At 38.1% G+C, this 24,072-nt stretch carries 31 protein-coding genes; 13 read left to right on the top strand and 18 right to left on the bottom strand.

The window, feature by feature from the left end; translation table 11 throughout:
• Positions 1 to 91: 91 nt before the first annotated feature.
• The 6 genes from ANA_RS26940 to aroH all read right to left on the bottom strand — a co-directional run bounded on the left by ANA_RS26940 (position 92) and on the right by aroH (position 2,870).
• Positions 92 to 775, bottom strand: coding sequence for a hypothetical protein (locus tag ANA_RS26940; RefSeq protein WP_015078883.1), 684 nt, complete (start codon positions 773 to 775; stop codon positions 92 to 94).
• A gap of 2 nt (positions 776 to 777) precedes the next feature.
• Complete coding sequence (locus ANA_RS04545) at positions 778 to 1,227, bottom strand: hypothetical protein (protein WP_015078882.1); 450 nt, start codon at positions 1,225 to 1,227, stop codon at positions 778 to 780.
• A gap of 368 nt (positions 1,228 to 1,595) precedes the next feature.
• The gene (locus tag ANA_RS04540) at positions 1,596 to 1,814 is read right to left on the bottom strand and encodes a type II toxin-antitoxin system HicB family antitoxin (protein WP_015078881.1); all 219 of its coding nucleotides are present in this window, start codon (positions 1,812 to 1,814) and stop codon (positions 1,596 to 1,598) included.
• Complete coding sequence (locus ANA_RS04535; RefSeq protein ID WP_015078880.1) at positions 1,807 to 2,019, bottom strand: type II toxin-antitoxin system HicA family toxin; 213 nt, start codon at positions 2,017 to 2,019, stop codon at positions 1,807 to 1,809. The genes ANA_RS04540 and ANA_RS04535 overlap by 8 nt, the downstream gene beginning before the upstream one ends.
• A 110-nt stretch (positions 2,020 to 2,129) precedes the next feature.
• Positions 2,130 to 2,417, bottom strand: a complete 288-nt coding sequence (locus tag ANA_RS04530) for a hypothetical protein (RefSeq protein ID WP_015078879.1) — start codon at positions 2,415 to 2,417, stop codon at positions 2,130 to 2,132.
• 39 nt (positions 2,418 to 2,456) lie between these two features.
• On the bottom strand, positions 2,457 to 2,870 hold the full coding sequence (gene aroH, locus ANA_RS04525; protein WP_015078878.1) for a chorismate mutase: 414 nt from the start codon (positions 2,868 to 2,870) through the stop codon (positions 2,457 to 2,459).
• A gap of 51 nt (positions 2,871 to 2,921) precedes the next feature.
• Here aroH and ANA_RS28100 point away from each other — a divergent pair, with 51 nt between their 5' ends.
• Complete coding sequence (locus tag ANA_RS28100; RefSeq protein ID WP_256380190.1) at positions 2,922 to 3,047, top strand: hypothetical protein; 126 nt, start codon at positions 2,922 to 2,924, stop codon at positions 3,045 to 3,047.
• A gap of 18 nt (positions 3,048 to 3,065) precedes the next feature.
• On the opposite strand, the gene sppA is transcribed toward ANA_RS28100, so the two are convergent.
• A complete protein-coding gene (sppA, locus tag ANA_RS04520) occupies positions 3,066 to 3,887 on the bottom strand; it encodes a signal peptide peptidase SppA (protein WP_015078877.1) in 822 nt (273 codons plus the stop codon).
• Between the two features lie 483 nt (positions 3,888 to 4,370).
• Positions 4,371 to 4,667: a hypothetical protein gene (locus tag ANA_RS04515; protein ID WP_015078876.1), complete on the bottom strand. Its 297-nt coding sequence runs from the start codon at positions 4,665 to 4,667 to the stop codon at positions 4,371 to 4,373.
• 332 nt (positions 4,668 to 4,999) lie between these two features.
• On the opposite strand from ANA_RS04515, the gene ANA_RS04510 reads away from it, so the two are divergent.
• From ANA_RS04510 to ANA_RS04500, 3 genes are all read left to right on the top strand, one after another.
• Complete coding sequence (locus tag ANA_RS04510; RefSeq protein WP_015078875.1) at positions 5,000 to 5,779, top strand: MlaE family lipid ABC transporter permease subunit; 780 nt, start codon at positions 5,000 to 5,002, stop codon at positions 5,777 to 5,779.
• A 59-nt stretch (positions 5,780 to 5,838) separates the two neighbouring features.
• Positions 5,839 to 6,228 (top strand): DUF3119 family protein, encoded by a 390-nt coding sequence (locus tag ANA_RS04505; RefSeq protein ID WP_015078874.1) that lies wholly within the window; start codon positions 5,839 to 5,841, stop codon positions 6,226 to 6,228.
• A gap of 138 nt (positions 6,229 to 6,366) precedes the next feature.
• A complete protein-coding gene (locus ANA_RS04500; RefSeq protein ID WP_015078873.1) occupies positions 6,367 to 7,542 on the top strand; it encodes a DUF3086 domain-containing protein in 1,176 nt (391 codons plus the stop codon).
• On the opposite strand, the gene ANA_RS27360 is transcribed toward ANA_RS04500, so the two are convergent.
• From ANA_RS27360 to ANA_RS27345, 4 genes are read right to left on the bottom strand one after another with little or no spacing between them, the layout of a single operon-like run.
• Positions 7,539 to 7,694, bottom strand: coding sequence for a hypothetical protein (locus tag ANA_RS27360; protein ID WP_235081949.1), 156 nt, complete (start codon positions 7,692 to 7,694; stop codon positions 7,539 to 7,541). The two genes, ANA_RS04500 and ANA_RS27360, sit on opposite strands and share 4 nt — an antisense overlap.
• Entirely contained in the window at positions 7,639 to 7,782 is a 144-nt protein-coding gene (locus ANA_RS27355; RefSeq protein WP_168694533.1) for a hypothetical protein, read from the bottom strand. Before ANA_RS27355 ends, ANA_RS27360 begins: the two co-directional genes overlap by 56 nt.
• Positions 7,727 to 7,870: a hypothetical protein gene (locus ANA_RS27350; RefSeq protein WP_168694533.1), complete on the bottom strand. Its 144-nt coding sequence runs from the start codon at positions 7,868 to 7,870 to the stop codon at positions 7,727 to 7,729. The genes ANA_RS27355 and ANA_RS27350 overlap by 56 nt, the downstream gene beginning before the upstream one ends.
• Positions 7,815 to 7,955, bottom strand: coding sequence for a hypothetical protein (locus ANA_RS27345; RefSeq protein ID WP_235081948.1), 141 nt, complete (start codon positions 7,953 to 7,955; stop codon positions 7,815 to 7,817). The genes ANA_RS27350 and ANA_RS27345 overlap by 56 nt, the downstream gene beginning before the upstream one ends.
• 4 nt (positions 7,956 to 7,959) lie before the next feature.
• Between ANA_RS27345 and plsY the strand changes: the two genes are divergently transcribed.
• The gene (gene plsY, locus ANA_RS04495) at positions 7,960 to 8,631 is read left to right on the top strand and encodes a glycerol-3-phosphate 1-O-acyltransferase PlsY (protein ID WP_015078872.1); all 672 of its coding nucleotides are present in this window, start codon (positions 7,960 to 7,962) and stop codon (positions 8,629 to 8,631) included.
• A 47-nt stretch (positions 8,632 to 8,678) separates the two neighbouring features.
• Here plsY and ANA_RS26935 read toward each other — a convergent pair whose 3' ends face one another.
• Positions 8,679 to 8,816: a hypothetical protein gene (locus tag ANA_RS26935; RefSeq protein WP_015078871.1), complete on the bottom strand. Its 138-nt coding sequence runs from the start codon at positions 8,814 to 8,816 to the stop codon at positions 8,679 to 8,681.
• A 273-nt stretch (positions 8,817 to 9,089) separates the two neighbouring features.
• On the opposite strand from ANA_RS26935, the gene ANA_RS04485 reads away from it, so the two are divergent.
• Positions 9,090 to 9,632, top strand: coding sequence for a GNAT family N-acetyltransferase (locus ANA_RS04485; protein WP_015078870.1), 543 nt, complete (start codon positions 9,090 to 9,092; stop codon positions 9,630 to 9,632).
• Between the two features lie 10 nt (positions 9,633 to 9,642).
• Here ANA_RS04485 and ANA_RS04480 read toward each other — a convergent pair whose 3' ends face one another.
• Complete coding sequence (locus ANA_RS04480; RefSeq protein ID WP_015078869.1) at positions 9,643 to 10,563, bottom strand: histone deacetylase family protein; 921 nt, start codon at positions 10,561 to 10,563, stop codon at positions 9,643 to 9,645.
• A gap of 158 nt (positions 10,564 to 10,721) precedes the next feature.
• Here ANA_RS04480 and ANA_RS04475 point away from each other — a divergent pair, with 158 nt between their 5' ends.
• Positions 10,722 to 12,983, top strand: coding sequence for a heavy metal translocating P-type ATPase (locus ANA_RS04475; RefSeq protein ID WP_015078868.1), 2,262 nt, complete (start codon positions 10,722 to 10,724; stop codon positions 12,981 to 12,983).
• Positions 12,984 to 13,132: 149 nt separating this feature from the next.
• Positions 13,133 to 14,236 (top strand): aromatic ring-hydroxylating oxygenase subunit alpha, encoded by a 1,104-nt coding sequence (locus ANA_RS04470; protein ID WP_015078867.1) that lies wholly within the window; start codon positions 13,133 to 13,135, stop codon positions 14,234 to 14,236.
• A gap of 133 nt (positions 14,237 to 14,369) precedes the next feature.
• Here ANA_RS04470 and ANA_RS04465 read toward each other — a convergent pair whose 3' ends face one another.
• Positions 14,370 to 15,272, bottom strand: a complete 903-nt coding sequence (locus tag ANA_RS04465; RefSeq protein WP_015078866.1) for a succinate--CoA ligase subunit alpha — start codon at positions 15,270 to 15,272, stop codon at positions 14,370 to 14,372.
• Positions 15,273 to 15,303: 31 nt separating this feature from the next.
• Between ANA_RS04465 and ANA_RS26820 the strand changes: the two genes are divergently transcribed.
• On the top strand, positions 15,304 to 15,510 hold the full coding sequence (locus tag ANA_RS26820; protein WP_162471190.1) for a hypothetical protein: 207 nt from the start codon (positions 15,304 to 15,306) through the stop codon (positions 15,508 to 15,510).
• Here the strand turns inward: ANA_RS26820 and ANA_RS04460 are convergent.
• Positions 15,417 to 16,655: an ATP-grasp domain-containing protein gene (locus ANA_RS04460; protein WP_015078865.1), complete on the bottom strand. Its 1,239-nt coding sequence runs from the start codon at positions 16,653 to 16,655 to the stop codon at positions 15,417 to 15,419. The two genes, ANA_RS26820 and ANA_RS04460, sit on opposite strands and share 94 nt — an antisense overlap.
• 456 nt (positions 16,656 to 17,111) lie before the next feature.
• Between ANA_RS04460 and ANA_RS04455 the strand changes: the two genes are divergently transcribed.
• Complete coding sequence (locus ANA_RS04455) at positions 17,112 to 18,986, top strand: hypothetical protein (RefSeq protein ID WP_015078864.1); 1,875 nt, start codon at positions 17,112 to 17,114, stop codon at positions 18,984 to 18,986.
• A gap of 143 nt (positions 18,987 to 19,129) precedes the next feature.
• Here ANA_RS04455 and ANA_RS04450 read toward each other — a convergent pair whose 3' ends face one another.
• Positions 19,130 to 19,996 carry a shikimate dehydrogenase gene (locus ANA_RS04450; RefSeq protein ID WP_015078863.1) on the bottom strand — a complete coding sequence of 289 codons (867 nt, stop codon included), beginning with the start codon at positions 19,994 to 19,996 and terminating at the stop codon, positions 19,130 to 19,132.
• A 106-nt stretch (positions 19,997 to 20,102) separates the two neighbouring features.
• Between ANA_RS04450 and ANA_RS04445 the strand changes: the two genes are divergently transcribed.
• Both ANA_RS04445 and ANA_RS04440 read left to right on the top strand, forming a co-directional pair.
• Positions 20,103 to 21,005: an alpha/beta fold hydrolase gene (locus tag ANA_RS04445; protein WP_015078862.1), complete on the top strand. Its 903-nt coding sequence runs from the start codon at positions 20,103 to 20,105 to the stop codon at positions 21,003 to 21,005.
• Positions 21,006 to 21,212: 207 nt separating this feature from the next.
• On the top strand, positions 21,213 to 21,674 hold the full coding sequence (locus ANA_RS04440) for a pyridoxamine 5'-phosphate oxidase family protein (RefSeq protein ID WP_015078861.1): 462 nt from the start codon (positions 21,213 to 21,215) through the stop codon (positions 21,672 to 21,674).
• Positions 21,675 to 21,838: 164 nt separating this feature from the next.
• On the opposite strand, the gene ilvA is transcribed toward ANA_RS04440, so the two are convergent.
• Positions 21,839 to 23,350 carry a threonine ammonia-lyase, biosynthetic gene (ilvA, locus tag ANA_RS04435; RefSeq protein WP_015078860.1) on the bottom strand — a complete coding sequence of 504 codons (1,512 nt, stop codon included), beginning with the start codon at positions 23,348 to 23,350 and terminating at the stop codon, positions 21,839 to 21,841.
• A gap of 205 nt (positions 23,351 to 23,555) precedes the next feature.
• On the opposite strand from ilvA, the gene ANA_RS04430 reads away from it, so the two are divergent.
• Positions 23,556 to 24,047, top strand: a complete 492-nt coding sequence (locus ANA_RS04430) for a DUF2141 domain-containing protein (protein WP_015078859.1) — start codon at positions 23,556 to 23,558, stop codon at positions 24,045 to 24,047.
• The last annotated feature ends 25 nt before the right edge of the window (positions 24,048 to 24,072 follow it).

The raw sequence follows: 24,072 nt of genomic DNA, 5'->3' as shown, positions 1-24,072 counted from the left end.
TAAATAATAAATTGATCACAGAAGTCGGGGATCTTATCACCTTACCTGAATTATTAAACTTTTATTGGGTATAAGCTATTATTCTTACACACTAAATCAACACAGAATGTGATGTTTCTGGTAATGTAACATTCATTGCAACTGAACCATCTTTGATAGCATCATAAAGTCCTGATGTAGTTGCCCATTCTAAACTATCTTTGGAGCTTTGAGAATTAACTAAATCTCTTAACCAATCATAAACTAATAACTCAAACTCTTGTGGAGACATTTCTTCTAGAGAAATTTGTCTTTTCTCTGCATAGTTTTTAATAGTATTCTTGGCATTAAATTGATAGTCTGCTGATTCGTGATCTCTATCAGGTGTTTCTTCTTTCCATAAATAGAAATTATCAGGAAAAGCAATGAGAAAGAAGGGAGTATTTCGTATGGCTGAGTGTGCTAGTAAATTACGTCTGATTTCAGTTGCACGCCGAAGTTGGGCAGATGTTGCGGATAGAGATATCTTCTTAACTTCTGCTATTAGCTGAATTTTTCCTTCTGCATCAAAAATAGTTATATCAGGGCGAGGACTTAACCTAGCACCTTTAACCTCCCATTCTCCCCTGCGTACCATTTCATCGAGACAGGAGCGACATACATTAACCTGTTTACGTCCTGGAGAATACCATACAGCCGTAATAGCTGCTGGTGAATCTTTGGCAACACACTTTTCTGTTTGAATCTCACAGATATCTTTTAGGATTACACCACTTGGCTCTACTCTTGTAATCATAGTTATTCTCTTGACTGGGATTGATTATCTAACCATTCGATTAGTCTATCTCTTGCATCTTCTATTAAGTCTTCTCTATCTTTTGAACCGAGCGCAATATGAAAAGAAGCATTCAAACTTGTTTCAGCTTCATCAATAAGTATATCAGGCATATCCAAAGGTCGCCTATATTCCCTATCAAAACGTTGCATATGTGATAATTCGTGAGCTAAACAGGCAAGGACAGACATTCGAGAATTTGCACTAGAGTTATTTCCAGGATAAGCATCTGCTCCTAAATCAACAACATTTCTATCTTCTACAAAACGCGTTCGAGAACTATTTATATTGGCTTCATCTGTAATTAGGATTCTATCCTCATCACCACATAAGACTTGCCAAGCCTCAATACAATATTCTATTTGTCTATCGGTTAACCCGTTACGATTTCTTTGCCCTAAGTAAAGTGACATATATGCTGAAACTCCTGCTAGATAAAGCAGCAGAAGCTTTAATTATCTTTTTAACACAATGTCGAATATATTTGATAACCAGCAAGGGATTAATATTTATCCGCCATCTGATTTATTTTATCAAATATCCGTCCCTAAACTCTGCGCGTAAATCACCTCAATATTGCTACCAAAATCCAATTTATCTAAGGATTCTGTAACCAAGGATCGCCCGATTTTGTATTTAAGACAACAACAGTGAGTATAATGTATTAACTATTGGCTTAGTAACATACAGTAATTATACGTAATAATATGATTTAATCAACCCAAAAACCAGGTCAGAAAACCCAACCAGCATTGTTGGGTTATTTTACTTCAATGCTTGCCTATGCCGCATTACAAACTGTCGGTTTTGGAAGTGCATCACCCGCAGCTTCGTAAGCAATAATAAGAGAGTCTAAGGCTTCAATTCCATTGGTTACGGCTAACTCGTAAGTATCCCCATGAGTGCGCCATTTTTGTCCTGGAAAATCAGGGAATCCTACTAAGAAGCAATTATCTTCCTCAGACCACTGAATTATCATTTGGTACTTGAGTTTATTCATCTTCTTTCTTATCCACTATTGACTCAATTGCCTGTTTTACTTCCTTTTCTTGGTAGCGTTTAGCATCTGCTCCATCTTTGCCTGAAATCGTTACCTTTCCATAATATAGGGGATGTATCCAGTTAGTATGACTTCCTTTTCCTGGTAGTTCTGTAAAACCAGCCTGGACAAGCATTTGCTTAAGCTCTCTAATTTTTTTTGGCATCTTTTTTCAAAATTAGTCTTATATATGCCAATCTAGTCAGATATTGAAAGACAACCAAATTTTTCCAGTTAAATAGTTATTTTCAATATTTTACCTTGTCAATTGTCACTTCAAATATCCGTCCCTAAACTCTGCGCGTATATCACTTCAATATTGCTACTAAATTCCAATTTATCTAAGGATTCTGTGAAAAATACAAAACCCTTATACGCCGTCACATACTTATATATTTTCGTAAAATAACCTTCACTGGTGACAATGACAAGCGGCTCTTCACCTTTGGTGAGAATATTCAAAAAAGCGTCTAATTTCACACATACACCAGTACCCCGATGAGTGAAAATACTCCCACCAATAGCAGCAGGTTGAGCAGCCGCGTCACCACTGTAATAGCTCATGAATGCGCTAACTTTAATTATGTTATTGACCTGCTAATTTTAAACTTTCGTCTCCAATACGTGCTGTGAAGTTTGTAACGTTTGGGGTAAACTCCAATCTGGACGCAGTTTAGCTGCTTGACGTAAATAAATATGGTGAATGGGGGTAGATGTTGGTAAATTAGCGTGAATTAAAAAGCGAATGCAGCGCGGTAAACTGCCCTCAACGTGCATTTGTTGAACATCCAACATAGCTACACTATCCCACAAAGGACGACTGCGAGCGATCGCTGCTGGGAAAATAGCATCTAAATCTTTTGTTACTGAAAAAGTCACACTAATCATATCGTCCGGTTGGAGTTGATTTCTTTGCTCCAATTCATCTAATAATTCTGTCACTGAATCTCGAATTGCTTCGACGCTGTTTTCTGCAACGGTTGTTGCACCCCGAATTGCTCGCATTTGCCATTCCACTTCTAAAATCCTCCTTTTGTCAGTTGTCAGTTGTTAGTTGTCAGTTGTTAGTTGTCAGTAGGGGCGAAGCATTTGGAAGATAAATTATCGGTCATTGCCAAAAATAGTTCTCCAAATGCTTCGCCCGTACAGTTGTCAGTTGTCAGTTGTTTCCTACTTCTAATGACTAATGACTAATGACCAATGACAACTTTACTATGGACGATATAACCACATAGGTAAACCACTGGTAGAAACTTCAAATTCTAGCCAATTGATTCCCGCACCAATAACCGATTTAGCTTGACGACTTCCCGGTAAAACACGACTCAAAAATGGTTTCCGTTCTTCTAGCGTATAGCAAAGAGTTTTCTCCGGATCAAGTCCTACTAATTCTGCTGTCCACCGTCGTGCATCTTCTTCTGTTCCTAAGCGGTCGACAACGCCCAATGCTAAGGCTTGCTGTCCGGTAAAAATCCTGCCGTCAGCAAAGCTTTTTACCTTTTCTACAGTCAGTGAACGAGCTTCTGCTACCGTTTCCACAAATTGTTGATAGCTACAATCAATCAAGTCTTGCAGAATAGTTTCTTCTGGTTCTGTTAGTTGCCGATCAAAAGCTAATATATCTTTGTAGGGTCCTGACTTAATGACCTTAAAAGAAACGCCAATTTTTTCCAGCAGCACTTCTAGGTTATTTCCTCGCAAAATCACCCCAATACTGCCTGTAATCGTGCCTGGATTCGCCATGATATGTTCTGCCCCCATACCAATATAAACGCCACCAGAGGCGGAAATATTGCCAAAACTGGCGACAATTTTGGTTTTTTTAGCTAATCTCTTGAGGGCGCTGTAGATTTCTTGGGAGTCTCCCACTGTACCCCCAGGACTATCAATGCGTAGTAATAAAGCGGGAAATTTACTTTCTTCTACTGTTTTCAAGGCTTCTAGGACGTGCTTACGGGTTGCACCAGCGATAGCACCGCTAACTTCAATCCGCGCAATTTGTTTCCGAAAGTTGGGCTTAAATGGCCAAATCATGGGCAATCAAATAACTTTTTAATCTTTGTGAATATCTTTAATATAGAACGCCTAGGGTGAAGCTAACGGGCTTTACCTTTAATCCGATTGGGAATTAGGGCTTGGGAAGGGGACAGGGAGTAACAATTTTTTATTTTGAATTGTTTTGTCCTCTCCTGGCTATGAATAAAAGTTAGCAGCTAGATCATTATTGAAAAGCTTTAGGAAATTTTTAGATTTGATGTGTAGTTTTATTTGGTATGTTTAAGGAGCAAAAGACAAGTATTGAAAAATATTTGCTTTTACTAAATATAGACATCTAAAAATATTGTGTCGTACCACTGCACTGCACAAGCATTTGGGAAAATAAGGACATTAAAAAACAGAATTTTCCAGCCCAAGGCCAATAGCTTTTAGAAAAATTAGCTAAAATTCACGACTGGTTAAGATTACTTGTTTTTGATTGTGTAAATAATCAACACTGGTTTAATGCGTTATTAACTTTTAAGAGTCAGTGCGGAGAATTTGATAGCGGTAATAAACATAGATATCAAATAACGCCCCGACAAAGCCACAAGTCAGACCAATTGTCAAGAGACCGTTGAAGGAACTACCACTGCCGAAAGTGGCGAGAAAATGCAGAATTTGGATAGAGACATCGGAAATTATCCCTTGTAGCCCAGGGACATAGCCAAAAAGGCATAAAACCACCAACAAACCCCCAATGAAGAAGACAGGGACAAGAAAACTAAAAATGGTGGTGAGGATGAGAGAGCGAAAAAAGTTACTAAAAATAGTCATTGTGAGACCGGGATAGTGGGTAACTTGAGAGATAGCCGAAAATTTATCTGCCACTCTCTACAATACTGGCGATCGCTCCCAAACATTCATTTCGTCAAGAATCTTAAGTTTTCATTAAGTTGTACTGGTAATAGTTACTCCAGGTGCATTTAGTGTTTGCGATGTTTCAAATCTGTAAAACCATGAAATAATCAGGGTTTGTATCTCAGTGTGCAGTTTACTAGAAGTAAAAACACTGTAAAAACTCGCTCAATTTTATGAGACTAGTCGTAAACTAAGTTAATAATTTGCATATTAGTAATGTTAATTCCATTCCCCACTACCAGTGACCAATGGCTAAATCCAGTTTAGAAACATGGAGTCAGCGATTGCTGGCCGCGATATTTTTAGGTGGACAAGTCTTATTTCACCTAATCCAAGGTAAAATTCACCGTCGGAACACCCTAGAACAATTGGCAATAGTTGGACCCGATTCCTTCTTTATTGCCCTATTAACAGCCATATTCGTGGGTGCAGTATTTACAATTCAGGTAGCAAGGGAGTTCATCAATTTTGGGGCAGGAAACCTCGTTGGTGGCGTGTTAGCAGTAGCATTGACGAGAGAACTTACCCCCGTATTAACAGCAGTAGTTTTAGCTGGAAGGGTAGGTTCGGCTTTTGCGGCAGAAATCGGCACAATGAAAGTTACAGAGCAAATAGATGCTCTGTTAATGTTAAAAACAGATCCTATTGATTATCTAGTCATTCCCCGGCTTCTGGCTTGCTTCATCATGCTGCCGATTTTAACTTTGTTATCCTTAATTACAGGAATGTCTGGGGGAATGCTTATAGCCACTCATATTTACAACCTTTCAGATACAGTATTTCTAGACTCAGCGCGTGACTTTCTCGATATCTGGGATATTGGCAGTGCTATGATTAAAGCCGCTTGCTTTGGTGTGTTAATTGCCATTATCGGTTGTAGTTGGGGCTTAACCACTACTGGAGGTGCTAAAGGTGTGGGACAATCAACAACAACTGCTGTTGTCACTGCCTTATTAGTTATATTCATTAGCAACTTCTTTCTGTCTTGGGTCATGTTTCAGGGGCCGGGTAGTGGATTAGTAAAATGATTTAGAGGCAAGATAGAGTCGTTAAGAATTACGAATTATGTAAAGTAGGAGAAAAGATTTTGACCAGTTCATTGACACCTAACACCATATCAACAGTAGAACTAAAGCCAAGTTACAATATTCCTGTTGTCTTAGTCTTGGGCGCTATTCCCGTACTATTAGTACAACCTTGGTTGGGAGGAATATTGACGTTATTGGGTTTGTTTTTGATGTTGCAAGCTGTAACACTACGCTTTCAATTTACCGCTACCGATTTTGATCTTTATAGAGGAGAAAAGTTAATTAAGCGTTTTCCTTACCAAGAATGGCAAAATTGGCGAATATTCTGGAATCGAGTTCCCATTTTGTTCTATTTTAAAGAAGTGAACAGTATTCACTTTTTGCCAATTTTATTTGACCCCAAAACCTTAAAATCTTGTTTAGAAGAACGTTGTCCACGCATTGATTAGATTTTGTTGTTTCGCGCAGAGTCGCAAAGGAGCAAAGGCGCAAAGGGAAGAGTTTTGATAGTGCGGTGTCAGCCATAAATTAAAGTAAGAGAATTTCATAGCTGAATTCAGTAAGTCTGAAAATTTATATTGTTGTTTATGAACCCAGAAGAATCTCAAACTCCAGAAACCATAAATAAGTGGTTAGAAAAAATAGAAGTGCAACCTCCTACAGATGAAATACTAGAAAAACCATCTGCTGATTTAGAATTAGAAGCTGAAGCATCTGGTGAATTGGTAACGTCATTAACCACAGAAACAACAGCATTAGAATCGGCAGATTCACTATATACACAACCAGCGCAAAAAGTAATCCAGTTGCAGCATAGGTCAGCAGACTTAAAAGCAGAAATTACTCAATTGGAAATTACTTATGAAACCCTTCAGAAGCAAGTAAGTGTAACCCAAATCGCACTTTCGCAAGTTGTCCAAGAGTCATTATCGCAGTTAGAACAACGCAAACAAACTTTACAAATTTCTGTAGAACAACTCGAACGTCGTCAAGAACGCATTCGCAATGAAATGCGGACTACTTTTGCGGGGACTTCTCAAGATATAGCAATTCGGGTACAGGGTTTTAAGGACTATCTCACAGGCAGTTTACAGGATTTGGCATCAGCGGCGGAACAAATGCAACTGGTACAACCTGTCCGAGAACGGGAAAAACCACCACAGGGAGAAGCAAAACCTGTTAAAGAACAATTAGAAGCCCCACAACTTGGCCAACAGCAGTTTCAGGATACTACTAAAAAAATCCGCCGCTTGCTTGACCAATATCGTAACCAGCCAGATTATTATGGACCACCCTGGCAGTTACGCCGGACTTTTGAACCAATTCACGCCGAAAAACTATCAAATTGGTTATTTACCTTAGGTGGACGGGGTGCTTTGCGGACAATGGGTAGCCGCTTACAGAATATTTTAATTGCTTCGTCGGCAGTTTCGATATTACATCAACTATATGGGGACAGGGTGCGAACTCTGATTTTAGCAAATACTCCAGAACGTTTAGGCGAATGGCGACGCGGTTTACAAGATTGTTTAGGTATTGGTCGTCCTGATTTTGGCCCCGACAGAGGTGTGGTATTATTTGAAGCACCGACAGCTTTAGCCCAAAAAGCCGAGAGATTAGTTACAGCCAATCAAATGCCTTTTATTATCATTGATGATTCTGAGGAACAAATTAGTTTAGCTTTACTGCAATTCCCTCTCTGGTTAGCTTTTGCCCCTGACCCGAAAACTATGAAAGATCGGAATTTTGACGATGATTTTTAATTAGTCATTGGTGATTGGTGATTGGTGATTGGCAAAACAACTAACAACTGTACGGGCGAAGCATTTGGAGAACTATTTTTGGCAATGACCGATAATTTATCTTCCAAATGCTTCGCCCCTACTGACAACTGACAACTGTACGGGCGAAGCATTTGGAGAACTATTTTTGGCAATGACCGATAATTTATCTTCCAAATGCTTCGCCCCTACTGACAACTGACAACTGTACGGGCGAAGCATTTGGAGAACTATTTTTGGCAATGACCGATAATTTATCTTCCAAATGCTTCGCCCCTACTGACAACTGACAACTGTACGGGCGAAGCATCTGGAGAACTATTTTTGGCAATGACCGATAATTTATCTTCCAAATGCTTCGCCCCTACTGACAACTGACAACTAACAACTGACAAATTTATGTTTCTTTGGTTAAGTTTGTGTGGAGTGGTGATTTTCTTAGCTTACCTTTTTGGTTCTTTTCCGACTGGATATCTGGCAGGTAAGCTATTAAAAGGAATTGATATTCGGGAAGTTGGTTCTGGTTCAACTGGTGCAACTAATGTTCTGAGAACTTTGGGAAAACTTCCCGGGGCATTTGTATTATTAATTGATGCTTTGAAAGGAGGATTAGCAATAAATTTAGGTTACGCTTTATTTAGTATTGCTACTACTCAAAACTTAATTCCACCAATTGTCAATATCGAAATTTGGCAACCTTATTTAGTCACTTTAGCTGGTTTAGCTGCCCTTTTAGGACATAGTAAATCAATCTTTCTCGGCTTTACTGGTGGTAAATCTGTGGCTAGTGGTGTGGGAATTTTGTTAGCTATTAGTTGGCAAGTAGGATTATCAACATTAGGGGTTTTTGCAGTAGTAATTGCCATTTCGAGAATTGTGTCTTTAAGTTCTATTGCTGGGGCTGTAGCGGTTTCTATTTTAATGGTAATTTTTCATCAACCTTTAGCCTATATTCTTCTTGGTTTTGCTGGCGGCTTATATGTAATTATCCGTCACCGCACCAATATTGAGCGATTAATTGCGGGTACAGAACCAAAAATTGGACAAAAGGCAGAAACGTCAACAGAATAAACTACTTATTGACTTTTTCAGCCCTGTCCCTACTTTGAAGCGTAGTTTTAACTGTCTCCTGTTTTTTCAATGGTTTCAATCACGGCTAAACCTATACTTGAAACGGCGATTAGCATGATAGCTGACGCAAGAAAGGCACTGACAAGCATCTGAAGAGCTTGGTCAAAAAAAATATAGGTGGTCATTTGTTCACCTTCTGAACTTTATACAGCTACTGGTACTATCTAATTTTTCTTCACAGCCAGGTGACTGAATTCCTTGTAATCGGATCTTAACAAAACTTTAGCTCTTTCATGACATGATGACAAAATTTTATTACTAAAAATTTGATAACTTTTAACTATATTCGGTTAAGTACAATACTAAAAAACACTGAAAGTAAAAATTGGATCTACTTTGATAGCAGTATTGTTGTAATTTTGATTGTTCTAATAATTACTTAGCTTTTGGTGCTAACTATGGAACTCCTCCAATTCAAGATATCTACACACCGTCTGTTATTACAGCCTATATCAATGGAATATAAGGCAGATATTTTTAGAGAATTTACTCAGGAAGTTACGACTTATTTATCTTCAAAACCATCGAAAAAAATTCAGGATACTGAAATTTTCATTCATCAATCTTTACTAAAAATGGAAAAAGGAGAAGAGTTAGTAATTGTGATTTTAAAGAAAGATTCTCAAGAGTTTTTAGGATGTAGTGGGATACATAAAATTAATAGTAAATACCCCCGATATGGAATTTGGCTGAAAAAATCAGCATATAAACAAGGTTACGCCACAGAAACAATTGCAGCCCTGAAATTATGGGCTGAAGAAAACTTAGATTATGAATATCTTAGATATGATTTGGATAAAGCAAATACCGCCAGCCGTAGGGTTGCGGAAAAAATGGGAGGTAAAATTGGTAGAGAGTATGATCTGATTAACGAGAGTGGTAAAGTCTTAAATCTAGTGGAATATAAAATTAGTAAAAAACAAAATTCTGAATTTTACTAACTAAAAAATACTAACATATACAAGGTTTAATAGTAGCAATTACAGATTCAGCCAGACTTGGTAAATCATAACCACCTTCTAAACCAAACATAATTTTTTTGGTTATACCTAAACAGTATTCTGTAAATAAACCAAAATCTTCTGGTTGCAAATTTACACTCGCTAAAGGATCATTAGTATTAGCATCATAACCAGCACTAATAATCAGTAAATCTGGCGAAAAATTAGTTAAAAAGGGTAAGATTTTTCTTTCCCACAATGGTTGATAGACGGTAATATCGCTACCAGGGGGAACAGGTAAATTTAAGACATTATTATGTGAACCTTGTTGAGAAGTTTTCCCTGTACCGGGATAAGCTGGATACTGGTGAAGAGAAACATAAGCAATTTCTGAGTGAGTTTCTACTATTGCTTCCGTCCCATTTCCGTGATGTACGTCCCAATCTAGGATAGCAACGCGCTGAATTCTAGGCTGTTGCAAAGCATATAAAGCTGCAATTGCAGCATTAGAAAATAAACAAAATCCCATTCCTGTATCACTTACCGCATGATGCCCAGGTGGACGTGCTAATACAAAAGCTTTGTTTGCTGTATCAAGAACTGTATCTACTCCATCTAACCAAGCACTAACTGCCAATAATGCTACATCATAACTGCGGGGAGAAATGGGAGTATCTCCGTCTAAATAACCACCACCGGAGGAGGAGATATCTTTAACCTTTTTAATATAGTTTATAGGGTGAACACTTTCTATCCAAGACATTAAAGATGGTTTTGATATTACGGGTGTAGGTAGTTTCCAGGTAATTTTCTCGGCAAAATTTGCAGCTTTTAAAGCATTGACTATTGCTGTCAACCGTTCAGGTTTTTCTGGGTGGTAGATTCCCGTTTTGTGATCTAAAAATTCGTCAGAATAAATAACTTGTAACATACATTTCTATATCCAGAATCCGCAATGTAAGATAGGTGAAAGTCAAGAAACTGATTAAAATGATATATTACACCAATAGGTGAAGTATAGATCGTATAGATCACCGACTTCTTCAAGAAGTCGGTGATCTGGGTAATTAGTTAATTATAAGAGGTGATATGAATAATCTTAGGCTTAAACTTAAAGGGATGAGTTGTGCTTCTTGCGCTAATAATATTGAACAGGCAATTTTAGCCGTTGCTGGAGTTATTGATTGTCATGTTAATTTTGGTGCAGAACAGATAACTATTAATTATGAACCTAAACAAACAAATTTAGCGAAAATTCAAGCTGCAATTGTAGATGCTGGTTATTCATCTTTTCAGTTAGAAACAGAAGGTGAGGATACAGCAGAAGCAGCGAGTAAATTAGCAGCAGAACGGGAACTCATTCTCAAGTTAACAACCGGGATTGTAATTAGTATTATTCTGTTTTTTGGTTCTTTACCAATGATGACGGGATTACATTTGCCTTTTGTTCCTAAATTTTTTCATAATCCTTGGTTCCAATTGGTATTAACAACACCTGTTGAGTTTTGGTGTGGTGGGTCTTTTTTCCGCCATGCTTGGAAGTCTTTGAAACACCGCACTGCAACGATGGATACTTTGATTGCTTTGGGGACAGGTACGGCTTATTTCTATTCTTTATTTGTGACGCTTTTTCCAGGGATGTTTATTTCCCAAGGCTTAGAAATTCATGTTTATTATGAAGTTGCAGCAATGGTTGTTACTTTAATTTTGTTAGGGCGATTTTTTGAACATCGGGCTAAAGGACAAACTTCAGAAGCTATTCATAAATTAATGGGAATGCAGGCGAAAATAGCCAGGGTAATAAGAGATGATTTGGAAATGGATATTCCTATTAATCAAGTAATAGTTAATGATTTAATTTTAGTCCGTCCTGGTGAAAAAATTCCTGTAGATGGTGAAGTAATTGATGGTAATTCTACGGTAGATGAAGCAATGGTAACAGGTGAAAGTGTACCTGTGAAAAAACAACCAGGAGATGAGGTGATTGGATCAACAATTAATAAAACTGGTAGTTTTAAGTTTAAAGCCACGCGGGTGGGTAAGGATACTTTTTTAGCGCAAATTGTCAAGTTAGTCCAAGAAGCACAAGGTTCAAAAGCACCAATTCAAAGGTTAGCAGATCAAGTAACTGGGTGGTTTGTGCCGGCTGTAATTGCGATCGCAATTTTTACTTTTATCATCTGGTTTAGTATTACAGGTAATTTCACTTTAGCAATGATGACAATGGTGGGAGTTTTAATTATTGCTTGTCCCTGCGCTTTGGGTTTAGCTACTCCTACTTCTGTGATGGTAGGAACTGGTAAAGGTGCAGAAAATGGGATTTTAATTAAAAGTGCTGAAAGTTTAGAATTAGCACATAAAATAAATACGATTGTTCTCGATAAAACTGGAACTTTAACTCAAGGTAAACCCACAGTTACAGATTTTGTGACTATTAAAGGTACAGCAAATGGGAATGAACTTCAGTTATTAAAATTAGCTGCTAGTGTAGAACAAAATTCTGAACATCCTTTAGGGGAAGCAGTGGTGAAATATACGATAAGTCAAGCTGTGAGTTTAGCTGATGTCAAGAATTTTTTAGCTATTGTTGGTAGTGGTGTTCAAGGAATTGTATATGATAAATTAGTACAAGTTGGCACACAACGCTGGTTTACAGAATTAGGAATTGATACAGATATTTTAAAACCCCATCAAAGCCATTGGGAAGGTGAAGGAAAAACAGTAATTTGGTTAGCAGTAAATGGTAATTTAGAAGCAATTATGGCTATTGCTGATGCCCTTAAACCTTCATCATTAACAGCAGTTAAAGCCCTGCAAAAATTAGGGTTAGAAGTGGTAATGTTAACAGGTGATAATCAAAAAACTGCCCAAACAATTGCTGATCAAGTTGGTATCAATCAAGTTTTTGCCCAAGTGCGTCCAGACCAAAAAGCCGCGATAATTAAATCATTACAGCAAAGAAAAGTAGGGAATAAATTTCAAATTGTGGCTATGGTAGGAGATGGAATTAATGATGCGCCGGCATTAGCACAAGCAGATGTGGGAATTGCCATCGGGACAGGAACAGATGTGGCGATCGCTGCTAGTGATATTACTTTAATTTCTGGAGATCTACAAGCCATTGTGACAGCTATTCAACTCAGTCGCGCTACCATTAATAATATCCGTCAAAATCTATTTTTTGCCTTTATTTACAATATCATTGGTATTCCCATTGCTGCGGGTATTCTCTATCCTTTCTTGGGTTTGTTACTGAACCCAATTATTGCCGGTGCAGCAATGGCATTTTCTTCCGTTTCTGTAGTTAGTAATGCTTTAAGATTGCGTAATTTTCAACCAGGAGTTAGGTAATTGGTAATTGGTAATTGGTAATTCAATTTTTAACTTTTAATTTTTAATTTTTAATTCATTTCTGCTGACGGTACTGAAAATAACTGTTTTTTCAAGTTGTTCATGATAGGAATAGATCAACCGCTTCACTGCAAGTGAAAACCCTAAAAATGAACACAAATATAGATAATCTTAACTCGGTTCGTAAACCTAAAATTTTCAACCAATCAATGAGTTTTGTTGAAGGTTGGTATTGGGTATTACCTTCTCAATCTTTGCAGATAGGTGAAATTAAAGCTGTGACAATTTTTGGGAAGGATTTAGTCGTATATCGTGGTAAAGATAGACGTGCAGTTATTTTAGATGCTTACTGTCCTCACATGGGTACGAGTTTAGCTGAAGGTAAAATTGAAGGTAATGAATTACGCTGTGTTTTACATCGGTGGAAATTTGATGCAGAAGGTATTTGTGTTGGTATTCCTAATGTAGATGAACCTGTATCTCTTAAAGCTAAAACTTGGCCAGCAGCAGAACAATATGGAATGATTTGGGTTTGGACAGGGGAAACTCCCCAGCAACCTTTACCTTTTGTTTTAGATTGGGAAAACCAAGATTTTGATTTTTCTCTCGGTTCGCAATTTAGTATTGATTGTCATCCCAATGTGTTACTTCTTCAGGGTATTGATACTCAACAAATTAATTTAGTTAATAAATTACCATTAAAAATGGTTTTGGAGAAACAAGAACTCAATCAAAATGCGATTATTTTTAGCACGATTACAAATATTAATGGAAAGTCATTTTGGCTAAATCTCTACCGGCGGTTTTTTAATAATTCTTTTAATTACAGTGTTTGCTATTGGTATGGGACAACAAGTATAGTTTCCTTTACTAATGACTCTACCCAGCTACATATAATATTTACAACTCGGTTATTACCAGGGGGAAAAACAGCAGGTCAAACCCTATTTATGTGCAAAAAACGTCAAGGTATTTTAGGAAAGTTAATTAATAAATTGATATTAAAGATAGGGGAAAAAATTAGCGATCGCTTACTCAAAACTAATGATAAAATTTTAGAAACCATGCAGTTTGATTTAAAAACTCCCCTCAAAGCAGATTTATCAATTATGCAATTTATTAACCATTTAGAACGACAAAAACCCCTGACATGGGAAAGTTGGCTATTAGTGCGGTCACGGGAACGGGAAGAAGAAGTGCGTGAAGAGAGAGAAAAACGTGAAAAATGGCGAGATGAATTAGTTAATGACTGAAAAATCTAGATTTTGACAATAAAAATGAAGTGGACTGGCCACTTCATCAATTCCCAGGTAGAACCTAGAAATGAGTATAACGACTAAAAATTTTTAAAATCGTATAAATACATACTAATTTTGTGTTTAGCTGTTATTTAGTGGTTACACTTTGGGGAATGAGAATATTTTTCAGCAATTTAGGGATTTGAGAGGGACTATCAGCGACAGGAATTTTTGCAGATTTAAAAGCAGCCAATTTACTTTCTGCTGTACCAAAATTCGCAGAACGTCCAATTACACTGGCTAAAGTCCCTGTTTCTTGCCAACTTTGTGTCGTTGGTGCGTGTCTACCAGCAATATAGGCAATTACAGGTTTATCAATTGCTTCTGTAATATATTGTGCTGCTGCTTCTTCGCTTTCTCCACCAGGTTGTCCGATTAAAACAATTGCTTCTGTGGTCTCATCTTCATCAAGAATTTGCAACCATTGCAGGAATGAAGAACCAACAATCGCATCACTACCAATACTAACACCAATTGATTGCCCCAAACCCGCCTTTGTTAATTCCCAAGCGACTTCATAGGTAAGTGTACTGCTACGGCTAACAATTCCCACAGAACCAGGGATATAAAATTCGCGTTCGTGAGTCCCCAGGAGAATTTTCCCAGGAACGATAATTCCTGGACTATTGGGGCCAATAATTAAAGTCTCACCAGCTTCTGTTTTGCGAAGGAGTTGTACCATATCCAAAGCTGGGACACCAGCGGTGGTAATGATGATTTGGGGGATGTTAGAGGCGATCGCTTCTAATGCTGCATCCAAAACCTGATAAGGTTGAACACAAATGATTGTGGTGTCAATCTGTCCAAATTTGGCCACAACCTCCTCTACCAAATCAAACACTGGTAGATTATATATTTGTTTTCCACCATACCCAGGATTAACACCAGCTACTAAATTTGTGCCATAAGCCTGCATTTGAGCAATATGAGTTGCTGAGATAAATTCACAAAATCCCTGAATTAAAACTTTACTTTCTGTTGTTAAATTCATAGTTTATCAGTTGTCAGTTGTCAGTTGTTAGTTGTTAGTAGGGGCGAAGCATTTGGAAGATAAATTATCGGTCATTGCCAAAAATAGTTCTCCAAATGCTTCGCCCGTACAGTTGTTCGTTGTAATTGGTAAAAATCTTGCTTTTTACCTATTCCCTTTTTTCTGCACAGATAACTTAGCTAAACGAACTGCTTCCTTAACTGCTTCATCTAAATTTTCTACAACTATCAGCGATTGATTAGAGGTTTGTAGTGGAACTAAATTTTCTCTAACATGATTAAATTCAGAACCTGCCAAACGGAGGACTAAATAGGGTAAATTTAATGGTTGCTGATTTTTATTTCCATTGGAAGATGACATTTGAGATGTAATTTCAATTCTGTCCAAATGGAGGAATTTGGTAATAATTTCGGGGAGTTGGTCAACTTGAGGAATAGTCCCCAAAAAGTTGACTAAAATAACTTGACCATTCACATCACTGGCCAAACTTGTTAAACTGCTAATCAGGCGATCGCCAAAAGTTTTCAGTTTAGTATCACTCATAAAAGAATGGCGCAAATTGACACATTTACCAGGTTTACCATGAGCATTAACAACCTCATCCAAAGTTGTTAACACAGAACCTTTCCCATTACCTAATATACAAATCTTACCTGGCATTTCTATCCCATCCCAGCTACTCAACAAGCCGCTCCCTTTTTTATTACCATGAAGAAGACCAACCAGTTTCGTAGCCATTTCAGCTATTTCAGGATGACGATTAATAGCTTGTTTATTCACCCTAACCTTGCCATTGAGCGCCATCACTTGACCAGCAGAGTTCACACCCAGAGGATGAATCTCCACCAAATCCAAATCCTTTTGCACAAATAACTGGTACAACTTCTCGACAATATCGCTCACAGTTTGCATCAACTCACCCTGCAAACCCATTTTCAAAGCCAGTCGTCTGGCATAAAATGGCGAAAATTCCTGTTCTACCACCACGTGCTGAATTTTTTCCCCTGCTGTCTCCCAGTCAATATTGGCTTCTGTGCAACCCAATAAAACGGGACGACACAGCGCAGTATCTAAAACTACAGCTAGATAAAATTCCTCCTGGGCATCATACTTCGATTCTGCCAGTAAAACCTCCGGCAATTGTCCCCAAATTGGTAAATTAAATATATTCTGTGCAGCAGCGATCGCATCAATCGTAGTTTCTACAATCCTAACTCCACCAGCTTTTTCCCTTTCCCCTGCTTGTACCTGAGATTTTAGAACAATCGGATAACGAATTTTTAACCGTTTTAAATCTGTGGGATGGTCTATTCTTTGAGATGGTAAGACCGGAATCCCGATTTTACCAAACCATTCTTTAACTTGATACTCCAATAAATCCATTGAGACACACCTTGTATTGACAAGTCTAACGCACTTTCTTAGATGCTATCTGATATTTTGCCCAATACCGAAAATTATAGAATTTGGTTTTGCTTCACTGAAAATTTATTTTGTCATTGGATTGTCTAATTTATAATCTAGCTGTATAAAAAAATAGAAGTCTAAATTATCACCCTTGACTGTATTCTTCGTGACAAATTTAACCTTCTGCTAGAAACTGATTCTATTGGATGTAAAACTAGTGGTCTGTCAAGATAAAAATGATGGACTGTAGTCTCGCTCACGCGGGCAAGACTTGTACTGAGCTTGTCGATAGCGCAGCGTGGCGTTAGCCATAGTATGCCCGCACTACCAAAAACCCGTCAAAATAAATTTGACGAACTACTAGTCTCTACTCCTAAATTCCCAGTCCCCTTGATAATCAAAACTATATAGAAAGAGTGGCAGTAACGCTTTATGGAAGCAACAGTTCAACAACAATATCTACAAGTTTTAAGCGATATCTTGCAGGAAAAATTAGTGGCTCAACTGCTTGATAGTCAGGATTTCCAGGTCAAATGCGCCATCAGAAATGATGAATTGATGATTTTAACTCAACATCCTGCCGATGTGTTAGTTGACACACAGCAAGTTTTTGAGGTGTTAGAACAAGCACTGCAATGGCAATTCAACTACCAAACTCAACGGGTACAATTTTTCTTGAGAATTGCTGGAGAAAGGCGTCCCTATGCTCAATATTTCCTAGATTTTCAAATTCCCAGTATAGATTCAGAACAAGAAACTGAGGATGAATTTCCAAGTCCTACAGTAGACAGAGAAAGAGAAACAGTGAACATAGAAAATGAGAGAGACAGTCTCTTTATTTCTGCTGATCTTCAAACACCATCATCTCCAATTACAGACACCGAAGACGAACCCATTATTGATTCATTTCTTCCCAGTTCCGAAGAATCTTTCTCAGATTATTTACTACTAGATTCACATTTATCTCTGGATGAAAACGAAGTTGAGAAAATTGAAGACATTGAAGAAAAGTTTGCTCCTTTTGCGAATATCGCAGACAAACCCAGAAACAGACAATTATCACTATCACTTCCCCCCGTACAAATAATGATTGGTACGGCTGTAGTTATCGCCCTCCTTGCCAGTAGTGGTGCTTTCGTTCTCCATCGTGGTTGTGTAATTTCTGAATGTAAGGAATTACAAACAGCACAGCAATTTAAAAGTGAGTATCAGCAGCAGATCAAACGGACAAAATCACAAAAAGACTTATTAACAATGCAACAAAAACTAGATAAAGTAGTTGCAGATTTGCAAGAAATTCCTGAGTGGTCTCCCCGTTATCAAGACTCTCAGGTATTGGTTAATAGTTTTTCTGAACAGTCAACAAAAATCAACCAGGTGCTAAAAGCCTTACAAATAGGATCTTCAGCCCAGAAAAAAACTCAAACTCCTCCTCAGAGTTTAGATGAGTTACGCAATAGACAAAAGTTGTGGAGAGAGGCAATTACCTCATTAGAGATAATTAACCCAAGTCATGAACTCTATGGATTGGTAACAGCTAATTTATCAAATTATCAAAATACTTTAAAAACTGTTAATGATCAGTTGCTTAAAGAGGAAACATGGGTACAAAGAATTGCCAATGCCAAAACTTTAGGAGAAAACGCTACTAAACGCCAAGCCACTGCTAAATCTGCACCCGAATGGCAAAAGGTAGAATCTGATTTCCAGACAGCAATTAATACCTTAAAGATTATCCCTATAGATAGTTTGGAAACTGAGAATGCCCGCAAGCTATTAGCAGAATACCAACCAAAAATTATTGTAGCCCGCGATCGCGCCAAAAAAGAACAATTAGCAGCCACATCCTATCAACAAGCTATAAAAGCCGCTAATCAAGCTCAAGCCTATAGTAATCAAAATCAATGGCAAGGAGCAGTCAAATCCTGGGAACAGGCTTTAGAAGCTGCTAAACAAGTGAGTCAAGATAGTTTCTATTTCAATCAAGCTACAGCCCTGATTGAACCCTATACAGCATCTCTAAAACAGGCACAAGAACAATTCCAACTCTATGGTGATTTAACTCAAACTCGCGCTGAACTCAATAGGACTTGTACCAATACCATTAAGATTTGTACTTTTACTATCAAGAATCAGAAAATTAGTGTCCGCTTAACTCCTAAATATGACCGATTATTACAAGCTAATAATCGAGAAATACAAAGTCATTTCCAAAGCTTGAAATATGCTCTTGCTGTCATTGGTCAAAATGCTCAACTTCCTGTATTTATCTATAATGCCCAAGGACAGGAAAGGGATATGCGGTAACCACAGTAGGGGACTGGGGAGCAGGGGAGAAATTTTCTTCCTGACAACTGACAACTGTACGGACGAAGCATTTGGAGAACTATTTTTGGCAATGATCGATAATTTATCTTCCAAATGCTTCGCCCCTACTGACAACTGACTCCTCATATCCCCAGGTGATTTTGCAATGCTTGACGCATTTCGTTGACGGGGACTGTTTCCTGTTGTAACCAGATTTTTAAGGCTGCTGCACCTTGTTGGACAAGCATTTCTAAACCATCAATCATAATTGCTCCTTGTTTTTCGGCTAGGTGCAAAAATTTGGTGGGTTTAGGGATATAAATTAAATCATAGACAATGGCATCACCAGGCAAATAACCCATTTCTTGACTACTCAATGGCGATTCATCAACATGGGGATACATTCCCATCGGGGTTGTATTTACCAGTAGGTTAGCTTGGTGGAGTAGGTTCGGTAATTCTTGCCATTCATGCACCTGAAATTTATCTGCAAAGGGTGAATTTTGCCAACTTTGAGTAAATGCTTGTAATTTTTGTAAATTCCGCCCTACCACGTGAATTTCTGCCAAACCCAGTTGAATACAACCCGCTACCACAGCCCTCGCTGCCCCACCATTCCCTAAAATTACCGCTTTTTTCTGACTCCAATCTTGATGATATGTTGTTTGTAAAGGGGCAATAAATCCTGCCACATCTGTGTTTGTCCCCACCCAGTTATCACCTTGACGAGTGACGGTATTCACTGCACCGATAGCTTGAGCAATCGGGGAAATTTCGGATAATAACGGCAATATTGCTTGTTTATGGGGAATTGTGATGCTAAATCCTACAACACCAATACTAGCAAAACCTGCGATCGCTCTCTCTAAATTTTCCGGTGCAACGGGAAAAGGCAAATACACATAATCTAATCCCAGTTTAGCCAAAGCCGCATTGTGCATCAATGGTGAAAGGGAATGTGACACAGGATGTCCAATAACTCCCAAAAGTTGCGTTTTTCCAGTAATCATTTTTATTAGTTGTCAGTTGTTAGTAGTCAGTTGTCCGTTGTCCGTTGTCCGTTGGTTAATAATTTGATTTACAATTATTCACAGTAACTTAATATTTCTTTGTAATATGCAAACAAGTATCGCTTCCTCCACAAATCCGATTCCTGGTCAATACTGGCAATGGCGCGGACACAATGTGTACTATGTACAAGCAGGAGAACCACACCTTCAGCGTCCACCCTTGCTATTAGTACATGGTTTTGGTGCTTCCACAGACCATTGGCGCAAGAATATCACAGAATTAAGTGCAGATTTCCAAGTATTTGCCATTGACCTGTTAGGATTTGGGCGTTCCGCCAAACCTAATTTACAGTATAGCGGTGACTTGTGGCGCGACCAACTCCATGATTTTATCAGTGAAGTCATCGGTCAAAAGACAATTTTAGCAGGTAATTCTTTAGGTGGTTACGCTTGTTTATGCGTTGCTTCCCAACGTCCTGACAGTGCTGCTGGTGTGGTATTACTTAATAGTGCTGGTCCATTTTCCCCACCAGAAAATCAAATTCAACCTGCTATCAATCCTCTACAAAAAGTTTTAGGTAAAACTGTTAAATGGTTTTTTAAACAACGTTTAGCCCAGTCTTTATTATTTCAATATACGCGCCAAAAGTGGGTAATTCGCCGAACCTTAGCAAAAGTTTATCTTGATCAAAGTGCAATTACAGATCAATTAGTAGCAGAAATTCAGCGTCCAGCTTTTGATCAAGGGGCGTTAGATGTATTTGTTTCTGTTTTTAGTAGTCCTCAAGGGGCAAAAGTTGACATTTTACTTAAACAATTAACTTGTCCATTATTGTTATTATGGGGAGAAGCAGATCCTTGGATGAAAGCGCGAGAACGTTCCCAAAAATTCCATGAATATTATCCCCAATTAACAGAATATTTTCTCACAGCTGGTCATTGTCCCCATGATGAAATTCCTGAACAAGTGAACTCACATTTACGGGATTGGGTAATTAATTTGAGTTAAAAATAAAATGGGCGGGCAATATGCCCAGCCCAAAGTATTTTAATTATAATTTTATCTAATTGACATCTTCTTTAAGGTATATTTATTTAGTTATAAATTGGTAATAGCAGATTTTGATAATTACTTCTTTAGACTCATGTATATAAATCGAAAACCTTTAACACTAAAAATGTAACTCATGTCCATAACACTAAAATTATAGATATAATGACACAATCTGTAGACACAAAACCACAAGTTCAAGAATTGCGTAACCTGCTTGCAGGTTTTGAATGTGGGATGTTAACCACAGTTGATGATGATGCCACTTTACATAGTCGTCCTATGTCAATTTGTAATGAAATTGACAATGATGCTACACTCTGGTTTTTTACATTAGTCAATTCCCATAAAGTAGTAGAAATCGAACATCATCAACAGGTGAATATTAGTTTTTCCGCACCTAATCAACAACGATATGTTTCCATATTAGGAACAGCCCAATTAACAAGAGATCGTAATCAACTGCAAGGAAAATGGCAACACAAATTACAAACTTGGTTTCCAAAAGGAATAAATGAACCAAATCTTGCATTACTGAAAGTCAAAGTTAATCAAGTAGATTATTGGGAGAGTTCATCTAGTTCTAGTCCGCAAACGATTAGTTTTTTGGAACTATCACACCGTTAATTATGTAAATTGCCATAATCCCAATAAAACCAAAATTACAGCAATTTTCACATACTTAAACCACAGCTTAAATTAATTAATTTCTTCCTTTGCGCCTTTGCTCCTTTGCGCCTTTGCGCGAAACAAAAATAAGATGTGGTTTATTTACTTAAAAATAGCTGAAATCATCCTAAAAATAACTTATATGCCGGATTATCGCTTTCATTGCAATAATGATAACCAAGATTATCTAAGAATGATTGCCATTCTGTTGTTTCATGGGGGGGAACTTGCATTCCTACCACAATTCTTCCATAGTCTGCGCCATTATTGCGATAATGAAATAAGCTAATATTCCAATCAGGAGACATAGAAGTTACAAATTGCATTAAAGCCCCTGGACGTTCGGGAAATTCAAAGCGATAAAGTAGTTCGTTTTCTGCAAGGGGAGAATGTCCTCCTACCATGTGACGCAAATGCAGTTTTGTTAATTCATCATCTGTTAAATCTATGGTTTTTAAACCGTGAGATTCAAAATTTTCGACCATTTTAGCAGCGTCGGCACGATTTTCTATTTGCACACCTACAAAAATATGCGCTTCTTTTTGGTCAGCAATGCGATAGTTAAATTCTGTGAGATTGCGCTTACCAATACATTCACAAAACTTTCTTAAACTACCTCTTGCTTCGGGAATTCTCACTGCAAAGATGGCTTCTCGACGTTCTCCAAATTCTGCCCGTTCTGCCACAAAACGTAAACGATCAAAATTCATGTTAGCACCACAAGCAACGGCAACGAGGGTTTTATTTTGAATTTGTTCACGTTCTGCGTAGAGTTTTGCGCCAGCGATCGCTAATGCCCCCGCAGGTTCTAAAATAGAACGAGTATCCTCAAACACGTCTTTAATTGCCGCACAGGTGGCATCTGTATCCACTAAAATAATTTCGTCTACATATTGCTGACAGAGGCGGAAGGTTTCTTCTCCTACTTCCCGCACCGCTACACCGTCAGCAAATAAACCCACCTGAGACAATCGCACTCTTTCGCCAGCTTGCAATGATTGATACATTGCGTTAGCGTCTACAGGTTCAACACCAATAATTTTAATATCGGGACGCAACCGTTTAACATAAGCTGCAATACCAGAAATCAAGCCACCACCACCAATAGCCACAAATATGGCATGAATGGGTTGCTGATATTGGCGCAGGATTTCCATACCGATTGTTCCCTGGCCAGCAATCACTTCCGGATCATCAAAGGGATGTATAAAGGTTAACCCTTTTTCTGCTTCCAGTTGTCGGGCGTAGGCGTAAGCATCATCATAGTTATTGCCATATAAGACAACTTCTCCTCCCCGCGCTTTGACTGCATTTATTTTTACCTGGGGCGTAATCACGGGCATAACGATGATGGCTTTTGTTCCCAAGCGACTGGCAGCTAAGGCTACACCTTGGGCATGATTTCCCGCAGAAGCCGCTATGACACCCTGTTCAAGTAAGTCTGGGGTGAGATTGACCATTTTGTTATATGCGCCCCGCAGTTTGAAGGAGAAGACTGATTGCATATCTTCCCGTTTCAGGAGGAGTTGATTATTCAGCCTCGCGGAGAGGTTCGGGGCATATTCTAGTGGTGTTTCTTGGGCTACATCATAGACGCGGGCGGTGAGGATTTGTACCAGGTAGTCGCAATACATATCAAGGGGTGCAATTGGGGTTGGTTGTTAATTCTACCGCTTGTTGGTTAGTTGGAGAGGATGGTTTTGGAAAATGATTTTGTCCCTCTATTAGCAGGTAAACTCGCTATAATAGAGATTTTTGTGGCTGTTAGTCGCTGATAAAAATCCCAATTGACAACATTCCTGGGTAAGATAATAGTTCTATTTAATAGAGGGTAAATTAATGAAGCAACAGTTAAATATCGCGTTAGGTCAAGCGTCAAGCCGGGGATTAATATTACTACTCCCTATTTTGGGAAATTTTCTCTTTTTAGCTAGTGCTAAAGCAGATTTGACTAGTAGTCTGACGATTGAAGTAGAAGGATTGAAAAACAAATCTGGACAAATTTGTGCTACTCTTTTTGATCAAAGTAAAGGATTTCCTGGTGATAGTAAAAAGGCTTGGCAATCCGAGTGTACTAAAATTACAGAAATGCCTCAAAAACTGATTTTTAAGGATTTAAAACCAGGTAATTATGCTGTTGCATTAATTCATGATGCCAATGGCAATGGTAATCTTGATACTAATTCTTTTGGTATGCCCACAGAAGGTTTTGGATTTTCTCAAAATCCAGAGGTTTTAACCGGACCTCCTAAGTTTAATGATTCGGCTGTTACTGTATCTAAAACTAATACTGATATTAAGATTAAGATGAAATATTTCTTTGGTTCTTAGCTAGAGACAGCGTAACCTACAATTA

This window comes from Anabaena sp. 90, assembly GCF_000312705.1.
GTDB classification, from domain to species: Bacteria; Cyanobacteriota; Cyanobacteriia; order Cyanobacteriales; family Nostocaceae; genus Dolichospermum; species Dolichospermum lemmermannii.
This window is presented reverse-complemented; position numbering and strand designations above follow the sequence as displayed.